Origin of the sequence: Campylobacter canis (assembly GCF_045504005.1) — a bacterium.
In the GTDB taxonomy this organism is placed as follows: domain Bacteria; phylum Campylobacterota; class Campylobacteria; order Campylobacterales; family Campylobacteraceae; genus Campylobacter_A; species Campylobacter_A canis.
In genome coordinates this window covers 194,462-210,354 of sequence record NZ_JBJJXH010000004.1, presented here as the reverse complement: position 1 = coordinate 210,354, position 15,893 = coordinate 194,462, and the positions used below count along the sequence as shown (strand labels likewise).

The window sequence follows — 15,893 nt, the reverse complement described above, 5'->3', positions numbered from 1 at the left end:
GTAAATTGGCTCAATCGATCACTTGTTTAGATTTCAAAGATTGACTAATTAGTTTAACAATGTTAAGTTAGAGAACATGACGATTAAATTTTAGTTTAATTGTTGTTATCCGTTTTTGTGAAGCGGAAATTGAAGTATATAGAAATCACGCTTAAACTAAGATAAAAAACTAGTCTAAGCGTGCAAATTTATAAAATTTATTAAAACATCGTAGCTAAAAAAGTTTTAAGAGAAATTTTATTGTTAAAAATAATATCCTGAGTGCGTTTATTGTAGTTAAATTTAGATTCATAGCTATTGCCGTTTTGCACAAAAACTCCACTATCAAGCAAGCTTTGATCAATCATAGCCTTTTGATCCTGTAAATTTTTAAACAGAAATTCACCAGGCGTAGTGTCTATCTTAATATATCCGTTTAAATTTAAAATTCTCATAATATTGTACATCATAGAAAAATCTTGCCCGCTTGAAGGATCTAATGAAATTTCCAAATTCGACTCATAGGTTTTATTGTCGCTATTCTTAAAATTTAGCTTTTCAAACACGAGCTTAGGTCCTCTTTGAAGTATCGTTTGAAACATATTTTGAAGCTCTTGAAAATACAGTTCGTCATCTTTAACTTTAGAATTTAAAATACCTTCTATGGATTTTTTATCGATATTCTCAACTCTTGTATCTATAACAAAATCAACAAGCTCTATATCATCATACTTGATTTTAGAAATTTTAGTGCTATCAACCTGAGCTATAGTTTGGCTGTCTGTTATCAGTTTAGTATCACTAAATATGTCGCTTATATCTAGCGAATTTTGCATAAAATTTAAGCCTATTTTTTTGATATTGGTCTTAGCGACATCATTGGCGAAAGTATAGTTTGCAAGACTTGAGATATCAAGAGGTTTTTCGTATTTAACATCATAATGGATACCCTCGAAAGTAATATCCATAGAATCGTCATTAACTTTTATAAAGTCATTTGAAATTTTGCTCTGCAAAATTTTATAAGTATCATCAAGCTTAAAATCCATAAAGGTATCAGCCATATTAAATTTAACTCCATCGGCTTCTTTGTCTATCTTAACAAGCTCGAAACGGGCGTTTTTATCTCCGCCTATCTTTTCGATCACTTTAAATTTAAGAGGCTTGGCAGTGTCAAAAATTTTATTTGATACATCTTTTAAATTTTCGCTTGCTAGCTCTACATCACCGATAGTTTCAATTCCATTTATCAAATTTGAAACTCCATGACTTATAGAAGAAGTGATTTTAAGTTTTAAATCCTCCTTAAGACCATCTTCTTTATTAAGAGCAAAAAGATTGTTTATGCTATCTTTTTTGATAACAACATCAAAATTTCCGTTAGAAGCAAAAAATCCTCCGCTAAATTTCTCATTTTCTACCGCAACAGCCTCTACACTCTTTATACTATTAAGAACGCTATAAAATTTCTCCTCCACTTTCATAGAGTAAAATTTAAGCCCTCCAAATATCAAAGCAGCCAAAACCGTTACAAATATTAAAATTTTCTTCAATTTTTTTCCTTTTTTTTAGTTACTTGTTGCAGATAAAACCAAATAGAACCCAAAAGCACAAACATAACAATAGGCATAATCCAGCCGTGCGAGCCGAAATACGAGCCTATATTTATAAAAATTTCACCCATATAAAAGCTTCCCACACCAAGCGCAATAGCCCAGAGGATAGAGGCAAGCAAATTTAAAACACCAAATTTGACCACAGGATATTTCGTAAGACCTATAGCGATAGGGACCAAGGTCTTTATGCCATAAACAAATTTTTGCATAAATATCACTTTATCCCCGTGTCTTTTCATCAAAATATGCGAGTATGCAAGCTTGCGTTTATGGTTTGCAAGATAGGGCATAACGGCTTGTTTGTTGTAGCGGCCTACATAAAAAAGCATCATATCACCTATGGTGTTTGCTGCTGTTGCAACCACGATACTTACGCTTAAATCCATTTTCCCGGCATAACTCAAAACCCCTGCGGCGATGATGGCAATCATACCGCCGCCAAGAGAGTACAAAAATAAAACTATATATCCATAAGTGGATAGCGATGTGAGCATATCTTGCAAGAGCTATCCTTAAAATTTAGAAAAAGCGTTCATCAAAGATGAAAAGCCGTATGAGTCCATCTTAGGAGAGCTTTCGTTGCTTTTTGATATTACTGCCCCACCAAAGCTTGCTCCTGCGAAAAATCCATCATTGCTTGCGTAGGCATATATACTGCTTGAAAAGCTAAAATCGCTCATCTTAGCGTAGTTATCGCCTATATCTCCAAACGCAAACGAAGCTCCAGCCTCTATGGTTATTTTTCCTTGCTTGATATCTTCTATAAGGCTATCTTTCATTATAAATAGCACTAGAGAGCTGTTTTCATAACCTATCTGAAGCCCTATACTTCCACCGCTTATCTCTACTGGCACAAGCTCGCTTGGCGAGTAAGGATTGCCCAGCACCATTATACCCTTGCCGTGCATACCGCCAAGAACCAGACCTATTTTTTTCACACTAGGAAATACAACTACCGCCTTTGCGTTTTGCATAAGCGCCTTTGTCGGAGCGGAGCTGTTTTTTCTCATCGTTAAGGTAAATGAATTTGAGGCGTCAAGCACAAGTTCATCGTTTGCAAAGAGCAAAATCGCACTAAAAATTATCAGTAAAATTTTCTTCATCAAATACCTTACTTAGCGTAATCAACCGCACGAACTTCTCTAATGACATTTACTTTTATTTCGCCCGGATACTGAACCTTATCCTCGATCTCTTGCGCTATCTCTTTAGCTACAAGTACCGCTTCATCGTCATTTATAAGTTTTGCATTGGCTATAACGCGAATTTCACGTCCTGCGTTGATAGCATAAGCTTGCTTGATACCCTCTTTGCTTTTTGCGATATTTTCTATCTCTTCAACGCGTTTTAAGAAGCTTTCAAGAACCTCTCTTCTAGCACCCGGACGCGCCGCGCTTAAGCAGTCGGCCGCACAAACGGCAGCGCTCTCTACGCTTGTTGCCTCTTCATGACCGTGGTGAGCATATATAGCATTTATAACGACAGGGTGTTCTTTATAGCGTTTGCAAATTTCAGCACCCAAATCAACGTGGCTTCCCTCGTATTCGTGAGTTAAAGCCTTGCCTATATCATGAAGAATTCCCGCTCTTTTTGCAAGCTTCTCATCTCCGCCCGTTTCTGCAGCTATGATACCTGCAAGATGAGCCACTTCAAGACTATGTGCAAGTGCGTTTTGTCCGTAGCTAGCTCTAAATTTGAGCTTGCCTATTAGCTTTACGATCTCAGGATGCATCTTGCTAAGACCAAGATCTATTACTATATTTTCGCCCTCTTCCATTATGCTGGCTTCAAATTCTTCGCATACTTTTTTATGTATATCCTCAATTCTTGCAGGCTGAATTCGTCCGTCTTCCACCAAAAGCTCTATGACTCTCGTGGCGATTGCGCGTCTGTAAAGATTAAAGCTGCTTAATATAATCGCGTTAGGAGTATCGTCAATTATGATATCAACGCCTAAAACCATCTCAAGGGTCTTGATGTTTCGCCCCTCTTTTCCGATGATTCTGCCCTTTAGCTCATCGTTTTTGATATTTACGACATTAATTAGTCTCTCAGCCGCAAATTCGCCCGCAAAGCGCGAAGTAGCCTGAGCAAGGATGTAATTTACCCTCTTTTTAGCTTCTCTTTTAGCCTCTTCTTCATGTTTTCTTACGATATGAGCGATATCTGCGCGACTCTTTTCTTCAACCTTCTTAAGCACGACTTCACGAGCCTCTTCTTCTGTTAAACCCGCCGCATGCTCAAGTACCTTAAGCGCTTCTTGCAGTTTAGCTTGATAGCTTACCTTTAAATTTACGCCCTCTTCGTATAAATTTTTAGCTTCGGTTTTTGATCTTTCAAGCTCGTCTTTGCTCTCTTTTAAAATTTCTTGTTCGTTTAAAAGAGCCTGCTCTCTCTTGCCAAGCTCATCAAATTTCTGCCCGTACTCTTTTTGTAGCTTAATTGTCTTATCGTCATATTTTTTCTTGGCTTCAAATTCAGCCTCTTGAACTGAAATTTTAGAGTTTTTAAGCGTTAATTCCGCCTCATACTCGATTGCCTTTGCTTTTGCTTTTGCCTGTTCTAAAAATATATTATAGTTTGCGTCATTTATCTTTTTGGCGACAAGATATCCTGCACCAACGCCCACCGCACCTGCTCCTAATCCTACTAAAACTTCTATCATAAGTTCCTCTTTTTATATAATTTTTGGTAGGGGTAATGTAAAAATCACCTTGGATATCGTGATTTTGAGTGATGATTTTATCGATAAAATTCTCTTTAATCTGAACAAATATCACAATAGGTCGGTAAGGTAAATCACTAAAAAATCTATCATAAAAACCTTTTCCGTGCCCTATCCTAGCCATATTTCCGTCAACCCCAAGGACGGGAACGATAGCTACGTCTATCCGCTTGTTTAAAAATTTAGGCGAGATAGGCTCTTTAATCCCAAATTTTGAACGCCTTAGCGGAAGTTTTGATTTTACCATTTTTAAACTAATATCAAACATAAACGGAATAAAAATTTCATATTTTTTACATAATTTTCTCTTTAAAATTTGCAAATTCGGCTCGGACGGCAGAGGAGTAAATATCAAAATTCGCTTAGGTCTTAACTCGTCAAGCAAATTTAATAGCGGCTCAAACATCTTATAATGCGATGACTTAGCCTTGAATTTAAGCTCTCTTTTTATTCTTGTTCTGCTATCTTTTCTAAAATTTTCTTTTTGCAAAATTTAACACTCATTTTATGAAAGTAATGTATAATTCACGCTGAACTTCAAATTTAACAACAGGAAACCATATGAAATTCAGACTACTGATTATAACATTTTTAATATTTTTTGTAAGCGGTTGCAGCGGGGACGATAAAAAATCAAGCAGCAATACTCCAAGTGTGCAATCAGCCAAAACAAGCGAATTCAAAGAGATAAAACAGAGCGATAACCAGACAAATCAAGAGGTAAAACAAGCGGAAATAAAAGAAGAGCAAAAGCAAGAAGTTAAAAAAGAGACAGCCAAAAAAGATGACGCAACTTCAAACGATCCATTTGAGCTTACGTTTTTAAACGAAGAGAAGATAAAACTTCAAAAATTTGATCGCGGAGTCAAGGTTGAAGGAAATGATCAGGCGATACTTTTTAACTTTTTTGCCACTTGGTGCCCTCCTTGTAAGGCAGAGATACCGCACTTAAACAACTTGCAAGATAAATTTAAAGGCAAGCTTAAAATCATAAGCATTTTGATGGAGGATAAGGCAAAAGACGAGATTGAAGCGTTTGCTAAGCATTACAAGGTAAAATTTGATATAACTTACGGCGCGAACAACTTCCACTTCGCAAAGTCTTTAGGCGGAGTTGTCGGCATACCGTATATGGTGCTTTATAAGCCGGACGGGACATACGCAACTCACTACGTAGGGCTGGTTCCTGAAGAGATGCTAGAAAGCGATATAAGCAAGGTGATTAACTGATGTTTGGGTTTTTTAAAAAGGGGCTTGACAAAACACTTGAGGCGATTCGCTCTTCAAGACCGGCGGATAAAAAAATTTCAAAAGAAATTTTAGAAGATATGCTTTTAGAAGCTGACGTAAGCTACGAGATAGTCGAAGAGATCATCTATTATCTTCCGCCTCAAGACGAGGTTAAAAAAGATGATCTAAAGAGAATTTTAAAGAACTATTTCATATACGAAAACGTCGCGGAGATAAAGCCGGATAAGCCCTTTGTGGAGCTTATTTTAGGCGTAAATGGTGCGGGTAAAACTACAACCATCGCAAAACTTGCAAATTTATACAAAACTTCTAATAAAAGCGTTATTTTAGGAGCTTGCGATACATTTAGAGCAGGAGCAATCGAACAGCTAAAACAGTGGGCAAAACGCATAGAAGTTCCTATCATAGCTACAAGCCAAGGGCATGATCCTTCAGCGGTCGCTTTTGATACTATCTCTTCAGCACTCGCAAAAAACATAGATAACGTACTTTTAGATACCGCCGGCAGACTTCAAAATCAGACAAATTTGGCAAATGAGCTTAGCAAGATAGTTCGAATAAGTGCTAGAGCTTATGAAAACGCGCCTCATCGTAAAATTTTGGTGCTTGACGGCACTCAAGGCAATGCCGGAGTTGCTCAAGCTAAGGCGTTTAACGACATAGTTAAGCTTGACGGCGTTATCATCACAAAACTTGACGGCACGCCTAAGGGCGGAGCGCTGTTTGGAGTAGCAAGAGAGCTTGAACTACCTATACTCTACATCGGAGTCGGTGAAAGCATGAACGATCTAGTTAAATTTGAGCCTAACGAATTCGTGGACACCTTAGTAGACGAGATGTATAGCTGAAATTTTAGCTATCAAAATTTTGTGTAACAAAAATAAATTAAGGCTAATTTTATTTGCATGCCAAAATTAATCCTTCCTCTGCTAGCCATGGATGCAAATATCTAAATTTGACTATAAATTGTATTTTACGCAAGTCTAATTAAGATCAATAAAATATCAACCTGCTAAGCTCGTTTTAAAACGTAATTAAATTTTTATAAAAAGATTAATAATCTAAAAAACTAGATGAAATTTAAAGTTGATAAATTAATCATAAGAAGTAAAATTTAGCCGACAAATCGGCTAAATTTTAAAAGCTTCCCTCTCTTTTTTCAAACATCAGATAAGCAACGTAACTTATAGCAAAAATAACAAGGCTAGGCACTATCCATCCGAGCATTGCGTCATAAAAAGGCATAGTTTTTACAAACGGAGTTAAAAGCGGTATAGATACGCCTATGATATCAAGTCCGTTTACTAGCCCAACGACAACGCAAGTATAGACGCAAGAGCGATATACAAGCTTGCTTGAGTCGATAATAGGATTAATAAGCGAAAGAATTATCAAGATAATTGCTATAGGATATATTGCGACAAGAACGGGGATGCTGCCTTTTATAATGGTAGTAAGACCGAAATTTGCCACGCCAAAGCCTATTAAACACCACAAAACAACCCAAATTTTATATTTCACTTTGCCGTTTGTAAGCTCCTCAAAATACTCGCTCGCAGAAGTTATAAGCCCAAGAGTGGTAGTTAGGCAGGCTAGAAAAAATGCAGAACCCAGTATAACGACACCTATCTTACCGAAGTAATAATCGCTGACTTTTGACAAAAGAGCCGCACCGTTTATTTCAGTAGTATCCTTAAATAACTCGGCTGAAGTTGCACCAAGATATCCAAGCATAAGATATATCACCATCAAAATAATTCCCGCCATCATTCCGGCCTTAATCGTAGAAACGACCATATGACGCTCATCATGAACTCCGTTATCTTTGATAGCGTTAATTACGATGATACCAAAGGCAAGCGAAGCTAAAGCATCCATAGTCTGATAACCCTCCACAAATCCCTTTGATGCGGCGTGATTGGTATACTCTCCCACTGCCGTTCCGAATTCTCCGATAGGGTATAAAAATCCTGCCCCAAAAAGCAAAAGTATAAGTACCAAAAGCAAAGGCGTAAGGTATCTTCCAAGCAGTTTAACAAGCCTTGAAGGATTTAAACATACATAGTAATTAAGCGCAAAATAGGCCGCCGAATATACAAAGAGCCAAATTTGAAGATTACTAGCCTCTATAAACGGCTTAATCGCTATATCAAAAGGCATATTAGCCGCTCTTGGTATGGCAAAAAGAGGCCCTATCGTAAGATACAAAAGAACCGTAAAAACTATCGCAAAAACGGGATCTATGCGTCTAACTAAATTTTGCAAACCCTTAGCTCTTGCTATGCCTGCAACCCCAAGAACGGGTAAAAGAACCGCGGTAGCGCAAAAAAACATAATAGCTATATAAAAATTCTCTCCCGCATCCTTACCCAAAGTCGGCGGGAAGATGAAATTGCCCGCACCAAAAAACATGGCAAAAAGCGTTAATGAGATAACCAAAAACTGATTTTTACTTAATCCGGGTTTCATAAAAACCTCCATTTCAAAAACTTTAACCGTTAATTTTATTTTTATTAAGTTTAAAATAAATTTATTTTGGTGCTATTTTATTAAAATTTATTAAAACTATGTTTCGTTTTGAAATAGATAAATGAAATTTGTGTAAATTTTGATTAAACAAATTTAAGAATACAAAAATTTAAATTCACTATTTTCGTAAATTTTATAAAAGGTTAAGTATAATCGACAAAAAGGATAAAAATGGCTAAAGCAAAAACTATTTTTGAATGTCAAGCGTGTGGAAATCAGCAAAGTAAATGGGTAGGCAAGTGCCCTGAATGTGGCTCTTGGGATAGTTTTTTAGAGCTTAGCAAGACTCAGATTAAAGTACTGGATGAAATTTCAAAAACATCAAATTCTCCAGCTCTTGCAAAAGAGATAAAAGATATAAAGATAGAGCAAATTTCACGCATAAGCACTCAGGATAAAGAGCTTGATTTAGTGCTTGGCGGAGGCGTCGTGGAGGGTTCTTTAGTACTAATTGGAGGAAGTCCCGGCATAGGCAAATCAACGCTTCTTTTAAAAATAGCTTCGAATTTAGCCTCTCAAAACAAAAAGACTCTTTACGTAAGCGGCGAAGAGAGCGCAAGTCAGATAAAAATCAGAGCCGATAGGTTAAATGCCGTAAAAGACGGGCTTTTTCTGCTCACTGAAATTTTACTTGAAAACATTATGGCCGAAATCAGAAAAAATGATTACAAGGTACTTGTTATAGACTCGATACAAACACTATACTCCGAAAAGATCGCCTCGGCTCCAGGCTCCGTATCGCAAGTACGCGAGATAACTTTTGAGCTAATGCGCCTAGCCAAAAACGAAAATATCTGTGTTTTTATCATCGGACACATCACCAAGGACGGCTCCATAGCAGGTCCTAGAATTCTAGAGCATATGGTTGATGTCGTGCTTTATTTTGAAGGCGACGCAAGCAGAGAGCTTAGGATACTAAGAGGGTTTAAAAACCGATTTGGCTCAACTAGCGAAGTCGGGATTTTTGAGATGAGTTCTCAAGGATTAATCAGCGCAAACGATATCTCAAGCAAATTTTTTACTCGAGGAAAAGCAGTTAGCGGCTCGGCAATAACTATCATAATGGAGGGTTCACGCGCGCTAAGTGTTGAAATTCAAGCCTTGGTATGCGAAAGCAGCTATCCTAAACGAAGTAGCACAGGCTATGAAAAAAATCGCCTTGATATGCTTTTAGCGCTACTTGAGCGAAAGCTAGAAATTCCGCTTGGGCATTATGATGTGTTTATAAACGTTTCAGGCGGAGTTAAAGTGAGTGAAACGGCAGCGGATTTGGCGGTAATAGCGGCTATCATAAGCAGCTTTAAAAATCGCCCGATTAGCAAAGAAAGCGTATTTATAGGCGAACTTAGTCTAAACGGCGAAATAAGGGAAGTTTTTAACCTAGATCAACGACTAAAAGAGGCAAAAACACAAAAATTTAAAAACGCCATCATCCCTTCAAAACCGCTTGATAATCAAGGTCTTAAATGCTTCACAACAAGCGATATCACACAGGTTTTAGAGTGGATGTAATTATTAAGTATTATTTTTTATATTTTCTACTAAGTTTAAAAAAGCATTTTGAAGTTTTGCAAGCGTTTGCTCATCCTTAGCTTCAAATCTAGTAACTATAACCGGAGTAGTATTTGAAGCTCTTACAAGCGCCCAACCATCATCAAATCTAACGCGAACACCGTCTATATCGATAATCTCTTTTATCTCTGGAAGCTCTTGCAAGTTATCTTGAAGTCTGATTTTTAAATTTTCAATTATCTTAAATTTTTCACCCTCTGTCGTGCTAATCTTAATCTCGTCCGTGCTGTAAACCTTTGGAAGCTTATCAAGCTCTGCGTCTAAATTTATGCCCTTTTGTATAAGTTCAAGCACCCTAAACATAGCATACAAAGCATCATCAAATCCAAAATATCGCTCTTTAAAAAATATATGACCGCTAACTTCCGCCGCCATATCGATATTTAGCTCCTTCATAGCCTTTTTGATATTGCTATGACCGGTTTTACCCATGAAGCTTTTGCCGCCGTTTTTATCAATCTCATCATACATATTTTGCGAGCATTTTACCTCGCCCAAAACGCGTGGGTTTTTCATGGCAAGCGAGTATAGATAGGCTAGCTCATCGCCTTTTATGTTGCGATTTTTAGTAAGCACAGCTATACGATCGCCGTCCCCGTCAAAGCCAAATCCTATCTCAAATTCGCCTCTTAAGGCCTCTTTGATATCTTTTAAATTTTTCTCTTCGCTAGGATCGGGGTGGTGATTTGGAAAATTTCCGTCAGGGTTTGGGTATAAAATTTCAGCATTCAAATTTAAACTCTTGCAAATTTCAGGAAGTACAGCTCCTACGGCTCCGTTTGCACAGTCCATTATGATTTTTAGCTTCATATTTTTAAGGTGCGCAAACTGATCTATGATAAATTTCTTATACTCGCTTGCGATATCGAATTTAATAGCTCCAAAATCATCTTTTATCTGTGTTTTAGCCTCTATCGTAGAGATAACATCATCTTTTAGCCTCTGAAGATCGGCGCCAAAATAGCTATCCTTAAAAATAGTAATCTTAAATCCGTTATACTCTTTTGGATTATGAGAGCCGGTTATCATGATATTTGCGTCAAATTTGTCGTTAAACACGCTAAAATAGCCAACCGGAGTAGGAAGCAGTCCGATATCAAAAACTTCTATGCCGGCACCGTTTAACCCGCTAACAAGCCAGCCGAAAATTTCATCCGCGCTAAGTCTGGCATCATATCCCACGCTTACGTTTTTAGCGCCTCTTTTTAGCATTTCGCGACCTAAATTCAGACCGATCGCTTTTACGCTGGTTTCATTTAAATCTCTATCAAAAATACCGCGTATATCATACTCTCTAAAAATTTCTTCCAGCATCAATCACTTCTCTTTAAAATATAATAAATTTAAAAAATTAAAACCGATTATATCATCTTTTTATTAATTATCATTTAGCTATCAAGGCTATTTTCATACCCACAGCCTCTATCAAGTCGCAAGGATTGAGTCGTAACTGCTTACCTCTAATGCCTGCGCTTATATAAATGAAATTTTGCTTTAAAGCTCGTTCATCGATAAATGTATCAAAGGTCTTTTTCATACCGATCGGCGAGCAACCGCCCCTGATGTAACCGGTTATCCTCTCAAGATCTTTTAAATTTAAAAGCTCGCAACGTTTATGCCCACTAGCTCTTGCCAAAGCTTTTAGATCCAAGCTTAAATCACCCTGTATACAAGCCACTACAAAGCCTCTTGGCTCACACTCGCATACTATCGTTTTATAAACTTGAGTTATATCGGCTCCGCATTTTAAAGCTACGCTAACGGCGCTTAGATCACTCTCATCAACTTCATACTCAAACAGCTCATACTCTACACTCTTACCGTCCAAAATTCTTGCCGCATTAGTTTTATGTATCATATTTTCTCATTTTTTAAATTTTGTTATATAATTATACAAAAAAAGGAGTATTGATGGCTGAAGAGATGGAAGAAAAGCAAGCTAAAAAGGGAAATAGCTTCATTCTCATAATAATAATTATAGTTTTGGTATTGCTTTTAGTTATAGGCGGTCTTATCGCGTATCTTGTATTAAGCGGTAACGATCAACCAAACAGTATGCAAGACGGACAAACCCAAGGACAAATGGTTTCTAAAAACGCTTCTATCAAGCGCTCAACCGACTATATAAACATGGGTCCTGTCTATCCAATGGATCAATTTATCGTAAATTTGTTAAGCGACAGCGGATCAAGATTTCTTAAAACAAAGGTCGAGCTGGAGCTAAACGCCGAAGCATTAACCCCTGAAATAGACAAGAAAAAACCCCTCATAAGAGACATCATAGTAAGAACGCTGTCGTCTAAAACCTTTGAGGAAGTAAGCACGATAAAGGGCAAAGATCGCCTAAAAGACGAGATAGTCGATCGTATAAACGAAGTGCTTGCCGACGGTCATCTTAAAAATATCTACTTTACCGACTTTGTGGTTCAATGATAGGGATTGATATCGTTGCCATAGAGAGAATTTCAAGACTTAAAAAGCGTTACGGCGAAGCGTTTGCCAAACGCTTTTTAAATGAAAACGAGATCATTTTAGCAAAAACCGATGCGACTCTAGCAGGGTTTTACGCGCTTAAAGAAGCTGTTAGTAAGGCTCTTGGTTGCGGTATCGGCGATGAATGTTCGTTTTTTGATATAGAAATTTATAAAACCGAAAAAAACGCACCAAAAATCAAACTTTCAGAAAAAATTAAATCTAATTTTAAAATATCACAAGTAGACGCAAGTATAAGCCATGACGGGGGCTTTGCTATTGCGGCAGTTATATTAAAATGAACTCGCAAAATAACTCAAAGCTCTTATACAGACTTGATAGCAGAAATAAAACTACTTTATTTATAGCTTGCACACCTATACTTTTACTTCTTATGTTTCCGACATCCTTTATGCTCTTTAGCGATGGAGCAAAGCTTGTCATGGGAGTAGTTTCAGCTACGGTTTTACTTTATAATCTTTTTGATAAGTTAAATTTCAGATATATTGAAATTTACGATGACAAAATTATCATTGCAAAGCTTTTAAAGGAGACAAGGTTAGCAAAAGATGAAGTTGTCTCATGTCACTTCAAAAGCCTTCCTTTTATGCCGTATAAGGTTGATATTATAGTCAAACAAGATGGAAATAAACGCAAATTTTACTCAATAGACGGATTAAATTTTAGCCAAAGCAAGCGTATATGCTGGTTTGTTTTATCATCCGATAGCGAGTATAAATTTAGCTTATAAAATTTTCAAGCACTCCGATACCCTCTATCTCGCAACGAACCACATCGCCGCTTTTTAGAAATTTAGGCGGTTCAAACCCCATGCCGACTCCGCTTGGTGTGCCAAGAGATATTATAGTGCCCGCTTTTAGCGTCATAGCACTACTTAACTCCTCTATCACGTATCTTTCGTTAAATATCATATTACAAGTGTTTGAATTCTGTCTAAGCTCGCCGTTTACATAGCATTTTATGGTCAAATTTGAGCTATCCAGTTCATCAGCCGTAATAACCGCAGGGCCCATCGCGCAATGCGTATCAAGCGACTTGCCGAAATAAAACTGCTTATGGCGAATTTGCAAATCTCGCGCACTAAAATCATTTAATATCGTGTAGCCAAAGATATACTCTTTAGCATCTTTTGCGCTTACATTTTTAGCATCTTTTTTGATGATCAAAGCTAACTCAACCTCGTAATCAAGCTTTTGCGTTACTCTTTCGTGAGCTAAAATTTCGCCCCCATGTCCCACCGCCTCATTTACTCTCTTTGAGAAATAAACGGGATATTCGCGCTTGCCGTCAAATTTTTCGCCTTTGAATTTTGCAGATTCGGCTGCGTGATCCATGTAATTTATGCCAAGACAGATGATATCTTGACGAGGCGTTATGATAGGCGCAAGAAGCTTTGCCTCGCTAATCTTAAGCCCTCGTGCTTGAGCCTCAAAACCGCTTAAAAGCTCATAGTCTTTATCGCTTGCACGCTCTATAAAGTCATTTAAATCTTTAAATTTAAGCCCTATTTCATCAAAGCTTATGAGCCCGTTATCGCTACTTATTATACCCGTTTTTACACAGCCGTCAAAAAATGTTACAAATTTCATCTCATCCCTTTGTCAAATTCTATCATCTTAAACCTCTCGCCCAAAAACTCAGGGCTAGTTAGGAACTTAAACTGATTTAAGAAGCTTTTGTAAGCGCTCTCGCCACCGTTTTTAAGCACATATTCAAGCACTTGCACGCCGCCAAAATCCACTATCGCTGCGGACTGTTTTTTAAACCCTTTAAAATCAAAACCGCAATCTTTAAATTCCTGCCTAACCTGCGCGAAATTCAGATCATAAGTTATGTCGCTTACTCCAAAAAACTCTTTTAAATTTCCAAGCTCAAACGGACTAAAAACTCTATGCTCTTTATAAATTCTAAGCGTTATATCGCCTCTAGAGCCCATATCTCCGTAATCAAAAGTTATAAACTTAAGTTTGCGTGCCGAATTTGCCAGATCTTTTGCAAATTCGCTTAAGCCGGTTGTGATCTCACCTTTAGTGATTTCAAATTTCTTGCAAATTGCCAAAATTTCTTTATCCGCACTATCCCAAAATAGCTCATCATCCTTAACGTAAAGCATCTTATCGCCATCTGCTACCTCGCAAGCAAAGCAGTCAAATAGTTCGTTTGAGATGAAAAACGCCTCATCAAATTTACACTCCTTTAAATGCAAAAAATGATTTATGGTAACCTCGTCGCCAAATTTTTGCTTTAAATTTTGAGTTTGGATTTTGCGCAAATTTGCGTGAGGCTCTATGATGTTAAATTTCAAAGTTTTTAAAATTTCAGGCTGAAAAGTAAAAATTCCGCTTATAAAATCGCCCATCATAGAGCCGTCGTTTGCGCCTATCTCAACGATATTTGCATTTGACGAGAATTCGCCCTTTTTAAGCAAATTTAAAAAATGATAAGCAAGCGTAACCCCAAATAGACCCCCTACGCTAACGGATGTGTAAAAATCGCCATTTTTTCCTATATTAACACCGTTTTTATAGTAGTTTTTATTTAGCCAATTATCAAAATACGAGCTAAATTTTATACTCACTTATAGCCTTTGTAAGCCTTTTAAATCCCTCTTTGATCTCGCTTTTTTTGATATTTAAGGAGGGTAGAAATCTAAGCGTTTTTACTCCTGATTTTAATATCAAGACACGGTTTTTATTTGCCAAATTTATAAGCTTTGATATATCAATTTCATCTTTTAAGCTAAGTCCTAGCATTAGTCCAAGACCCTCTTTTTTATCAAAAATTTGAGGAAATTTGGAGCATAGGGCATCTAAATTTTCATTAAAACTTTCTATCGTTTCATCTAGCTTACCGCTTTTTTTGATCTTTTTAAGCTCACTTAAAACGGTAAGTGCTGTGCTAGTAGCAAGAAAATTACCGCCAAAAGTAGATCCGTGATCTCCGGGAGCAAATACACTATGCCTGCAAGCGCAAGCACCGATAGGAACTCCTCCGCCAAGCCCTTTGGCAAAGGTGATGATATCAGGCTTTATACCGTAAAGCTTAGATGTAACGAACTCGCCCGTTCTATACACTCCGCACTGAACCTCATCGGTTATAAGAAGTAGTTTTTTCTCTTTTAAAACTTTTGCAAGGCGCTTTACTTCGCTCTTATCAAGCGCGTTTATACCGCCCTCGCCTTGAACAAGCTCGATCATAACGGCAACGGTTTTTTCACTTATATTTTCAATTACCTCGCCGATACTGCCGTAAAATTTAAAGCCATCGATATAAGGAGCGTAAATTTCAGGATGAAATTTATCCTGTCCGGTTAGCTTCAAAGTAGCTAGAGTTCTGCCGTGAAATGAATTTTTAAGAGTTATTATCTCAAATTTTTTCTCTTTAAAATTTGTCGCACCATACTTTCTGGCTAGCTTTATGGCGCACTCATTAGCCTCCGCACCAGAATTACAAAAGAAACCAAAAGCCTTAAATCCAAGCTCCTTTGATATCGCTTTAGCGAGCTTTTCTTGAGGCTTTATAGCGTATAAATTTGAGCTGTGAAGTATCTTTTGGCTCTGCTCTTTAATCGCTTTTACTATGCTTTTATTTGCATGACCAAGAGAATTTACGCCGATACCCGAAGCAAAATCTATATAATCTCGCCCCTTTTTATCAAAAAGCGTAGAGCCGTTTCCTCTCTCAAATCCAAAATCAAATCTCGCATAAGTGTCTAAAAGATACATTTC

The 15,893-nt window shown here is 37.3% G+C and carries 17 protein-coding genes; 6 read left to right on the top strand and 11 right to left on the bottom strand.

The genetic code is table 11. The features are described 5' to 3' along the window. Positions 1-200: 200 nt before the first annotated feature. From ACHJH3_RS05950 to ACHJH3_RS05930, 5 genes are read right to left on the bottom strand one after another with little or no spacing between them, the layout of a single operon-like run. Entirely contained in the window at positions 201-1,532 is a 1,332-nt protein-coding gene (locus ACHJH3_RS05950) for a DUF945 family protein (RefSeq protein ID WP_407063991.1), read from the bottom strand. Then, positions 1,529-2,098, bottom strand: a complete 570-nt coding sequence (locus ACHJH3_RS05945) for a DedA family protein (RefSeq protein WP_407063990.1) — start codon at positions 2,096-2,098, stop codon at positions 1,529-1,531. The genes ACHJH3_RS05950 and ACHJH3_RS05945 overlap by 4 nt, the downstream gene beginning before the upstream one ends. 9 nt (positions 2,099-2,107) lie before the next feature. Next, a complete protein-coding gene (locus tag ACHJH3_RS05940; protein ID WP_172197939.1) occupies positions 2,108-2,698 on the bottom strand; it encodes a lipid-binding SYLF domain-containing protein in 591 nt (196 codons plus the stop codon). An 8-nt stretch (positions 2,699-2,706) separates the two neighbouring features. After that, positions 2,707-4,260 (bottom strand): ribonuclease Y, encoded by a 1,554-nt coding sequence (rny, locus tag ACHJH3_RS05935; RefSeq protein ID WP_169942981.1) that lies wholly within the window; start codon positions 4,258-4,260, stop codon positions 2,707-2,709. Further along, on the bottom strand, positions 4,181-4,810 hold the full coding sequence (locus ACHJH3_RS05930; protein WP_407063989.1) for a 5-formyltetrahydrofolate cyclo-ligase: 630 nt from the start codon (positions 4,808-4,810) through the stop codon (positions 4,181-4,183). Before ACHJH3_RS05930 ends, rny begins: the two co-directional genes overlap by 80 nt. Before the next feature lie 71 nt (positions 4,811-4,881). Here ACHJH3_RS05930 and ACHJH3_RS05925 point away from each other — a divergent pair, with 71 nt between their 5' ends. Both ACHJH3_RS05925 and ftsY read left to right on the top strand, forming a co-directional pair. Further along, entirely contained in the window at positions 4,882-5,550 is a 669-nt protein-coding gene (locus ACHJH3_RS05925; RefSeq protein ID WP_407063988.1) for a TlpA family protein disulfide reductase, read from the top strand. Continuing rightward, a complete protein-coding gene (gene ftsY / locus ACHJH3_RS05920; RefSeq protein WP_407063987.1) occupies positions 5,550-6,419 on the top strand; it encodes a signal recognition particle-docking protein FtsY in 870 nt (289 codons plus the stop codon). Before ACHJH3_RS05925 ends, ftsY begins: the two co-directional genes overlap by 1 nt. Positions 6,420-6,708: 289 nt before the next feature. Here ftsY and brnQ read toward each other — a convergent pair whose 3' ends face one another. Then, complete coding sequence (gene brnQ / locus ACHJH3_RS05915) at positions 6,709-8,040, bottom strand: branched-chain amino acid transport system II carrier protein (RefSeq protein WP_407063986.1); 1,332 nt, start codon at positions 8,038-8,040, stop codon at positions 6,709-6,711. 231 nt (positions 8,041-8,271) lie between these two features. Between brnQ and radA the strand changes: the two genes are divergently transcribed. Beyond that, the gene (gene radA, locus ACHJH3_RS05910; protein WP_407063985.1) at positions 8,272-9,612 is read left to right on the top strand and encodes a DNA repair protein RadA; all 1,341 of its coding nucleotides are present in this window, start codon (positions 8,272-8,274) and stop codon (positions 9,610-9,612) included. Positions 9,613-9,615: 3 nt separating this feature from the next. Here radA and ACHJH3_RS05905 read toward each other — a convergent pair whose 3' ends face one another. Beyond that, complete coding sequence (locus tag ACHJH3_RS05905) at positions 9,616-10,986, bottom strand: phosphomannomutase/phosphoglucomutase (protein ID WP_407063984.1); 1,371 nt, start codon at positions 10,984-10,986, stop codon at positions 9,616-9,618. Between the two features lie 70 nt (positions 10,987-11,056). Continuing rightward, a complete protein-coding gene (gene ybaK, locus ACHJH3_RS05900) occupies positions 11,057-11,530 on the bottom strand; it encodes a Cys-tRNA(Pro) deacylase (RefSeq protein ID WP_407063983.1) in 474 nt (157 codons plus the stop codon). Positions 11,531-11,583: 53 nt separating this feature from the next. On the opposite strand from ybaK, the gene fliL reads away from it, so the two are divergent. Genes fliL through ACHJH3_RS05885 form a run of 3 tightly spaced genes read left to right on the top strand, consistent with a single transcriptional unit; the run spans position 11,584 to position 12,895 of the window. Then, on the top strand, positions 11,584-12,105 hold the full coding sequence (gene fliL / locus ACHJH3_RS05895; protein WP_169942949.1) for a flagellar basal body-associated protein FliL: 522 nt from the start codon (positions 11,584-11,586) through the stop codon (positions 12,103-12,105). Next, a complete protein-coding gene (gene acpS, locus ACHJH3_RS05890) occupies positions 12,102-12,446 on the top strand; it encodes a holo-ACP synthase (RefSeq protein ID WP_407063982.1) in 345 nt (114 codons plus the stop codon). The genes fliL and acpS overlap by 4 nt, the downstream gene beginning before the upstream one ends. After that, entirely contained in the window at positions 12,443-12,895 is a 453-nt protein-coding gene (locus ACHJH3_RS05885) for a hypothetical protein (RefSeq protein WP_407063981.1), read from the top strand. The genes acpS and ACHJH3_RS05885 overlap by 4 nt, the downstream gene beginning before the upstream one ends. On the opposite strand, the gene ACHJH3_RS05880 is transcribed toward ACHJH3_RS05885, so the two are convergent. The 3 genes from ACHJH3_RS05880 to ACHJH3_RS05870 are packed head-to-tail and all read right to left on the bottom strand — an operon-like array spanning position 12,885 to position 15,890. Then, the gene (locus tag ACHJH3_RS05880; protein WP_407063980.1) at positions 12,885-13,754 is read right to left on the bottom strand and encodes a fumarylacetoacetate hydrolase family protein; all 870 of its coding nucleotides are present in this window, start codon (positions 13,752-13,754) and stop codon (positions 12,885-12,887) included. The genes ACHJH3_RS05885 and ACHJH3_RS05880 overlap by 11 nt on opposite strands. Further along, complete coding sequence (locus tag ACHJH3_RS05875; protein ID WP_407063979.1) at positions 13,751-14,743, bottom strand: SAM-dependent methyltransferase; 993 nt, start codon at positions 14,741-14,743, stop codon at positions 13,751-13,753. The genes ACHJH3_RS05880 and ACHJH3_RS05875 overlap by 4 nt, the downstream gene beginning before the upstream one ends. Further along, a complete protein-coding gene (locus tag ACHJH3_RS05870) occupies positions 14,727-15,890 on the bottom strand; it encodes an acetylornithine transaminase (protein ID WP_407063978.1) in 1,164 nt (387 codons plus the stop codon). Before ACHJH3_RS05870 ends, ACHJH3_RS05875 begins: the two co-directional genes overlap by 17 nt. Between the last annotated feature and the right edge of the window lie 3 nt (positions 15,891-15,893).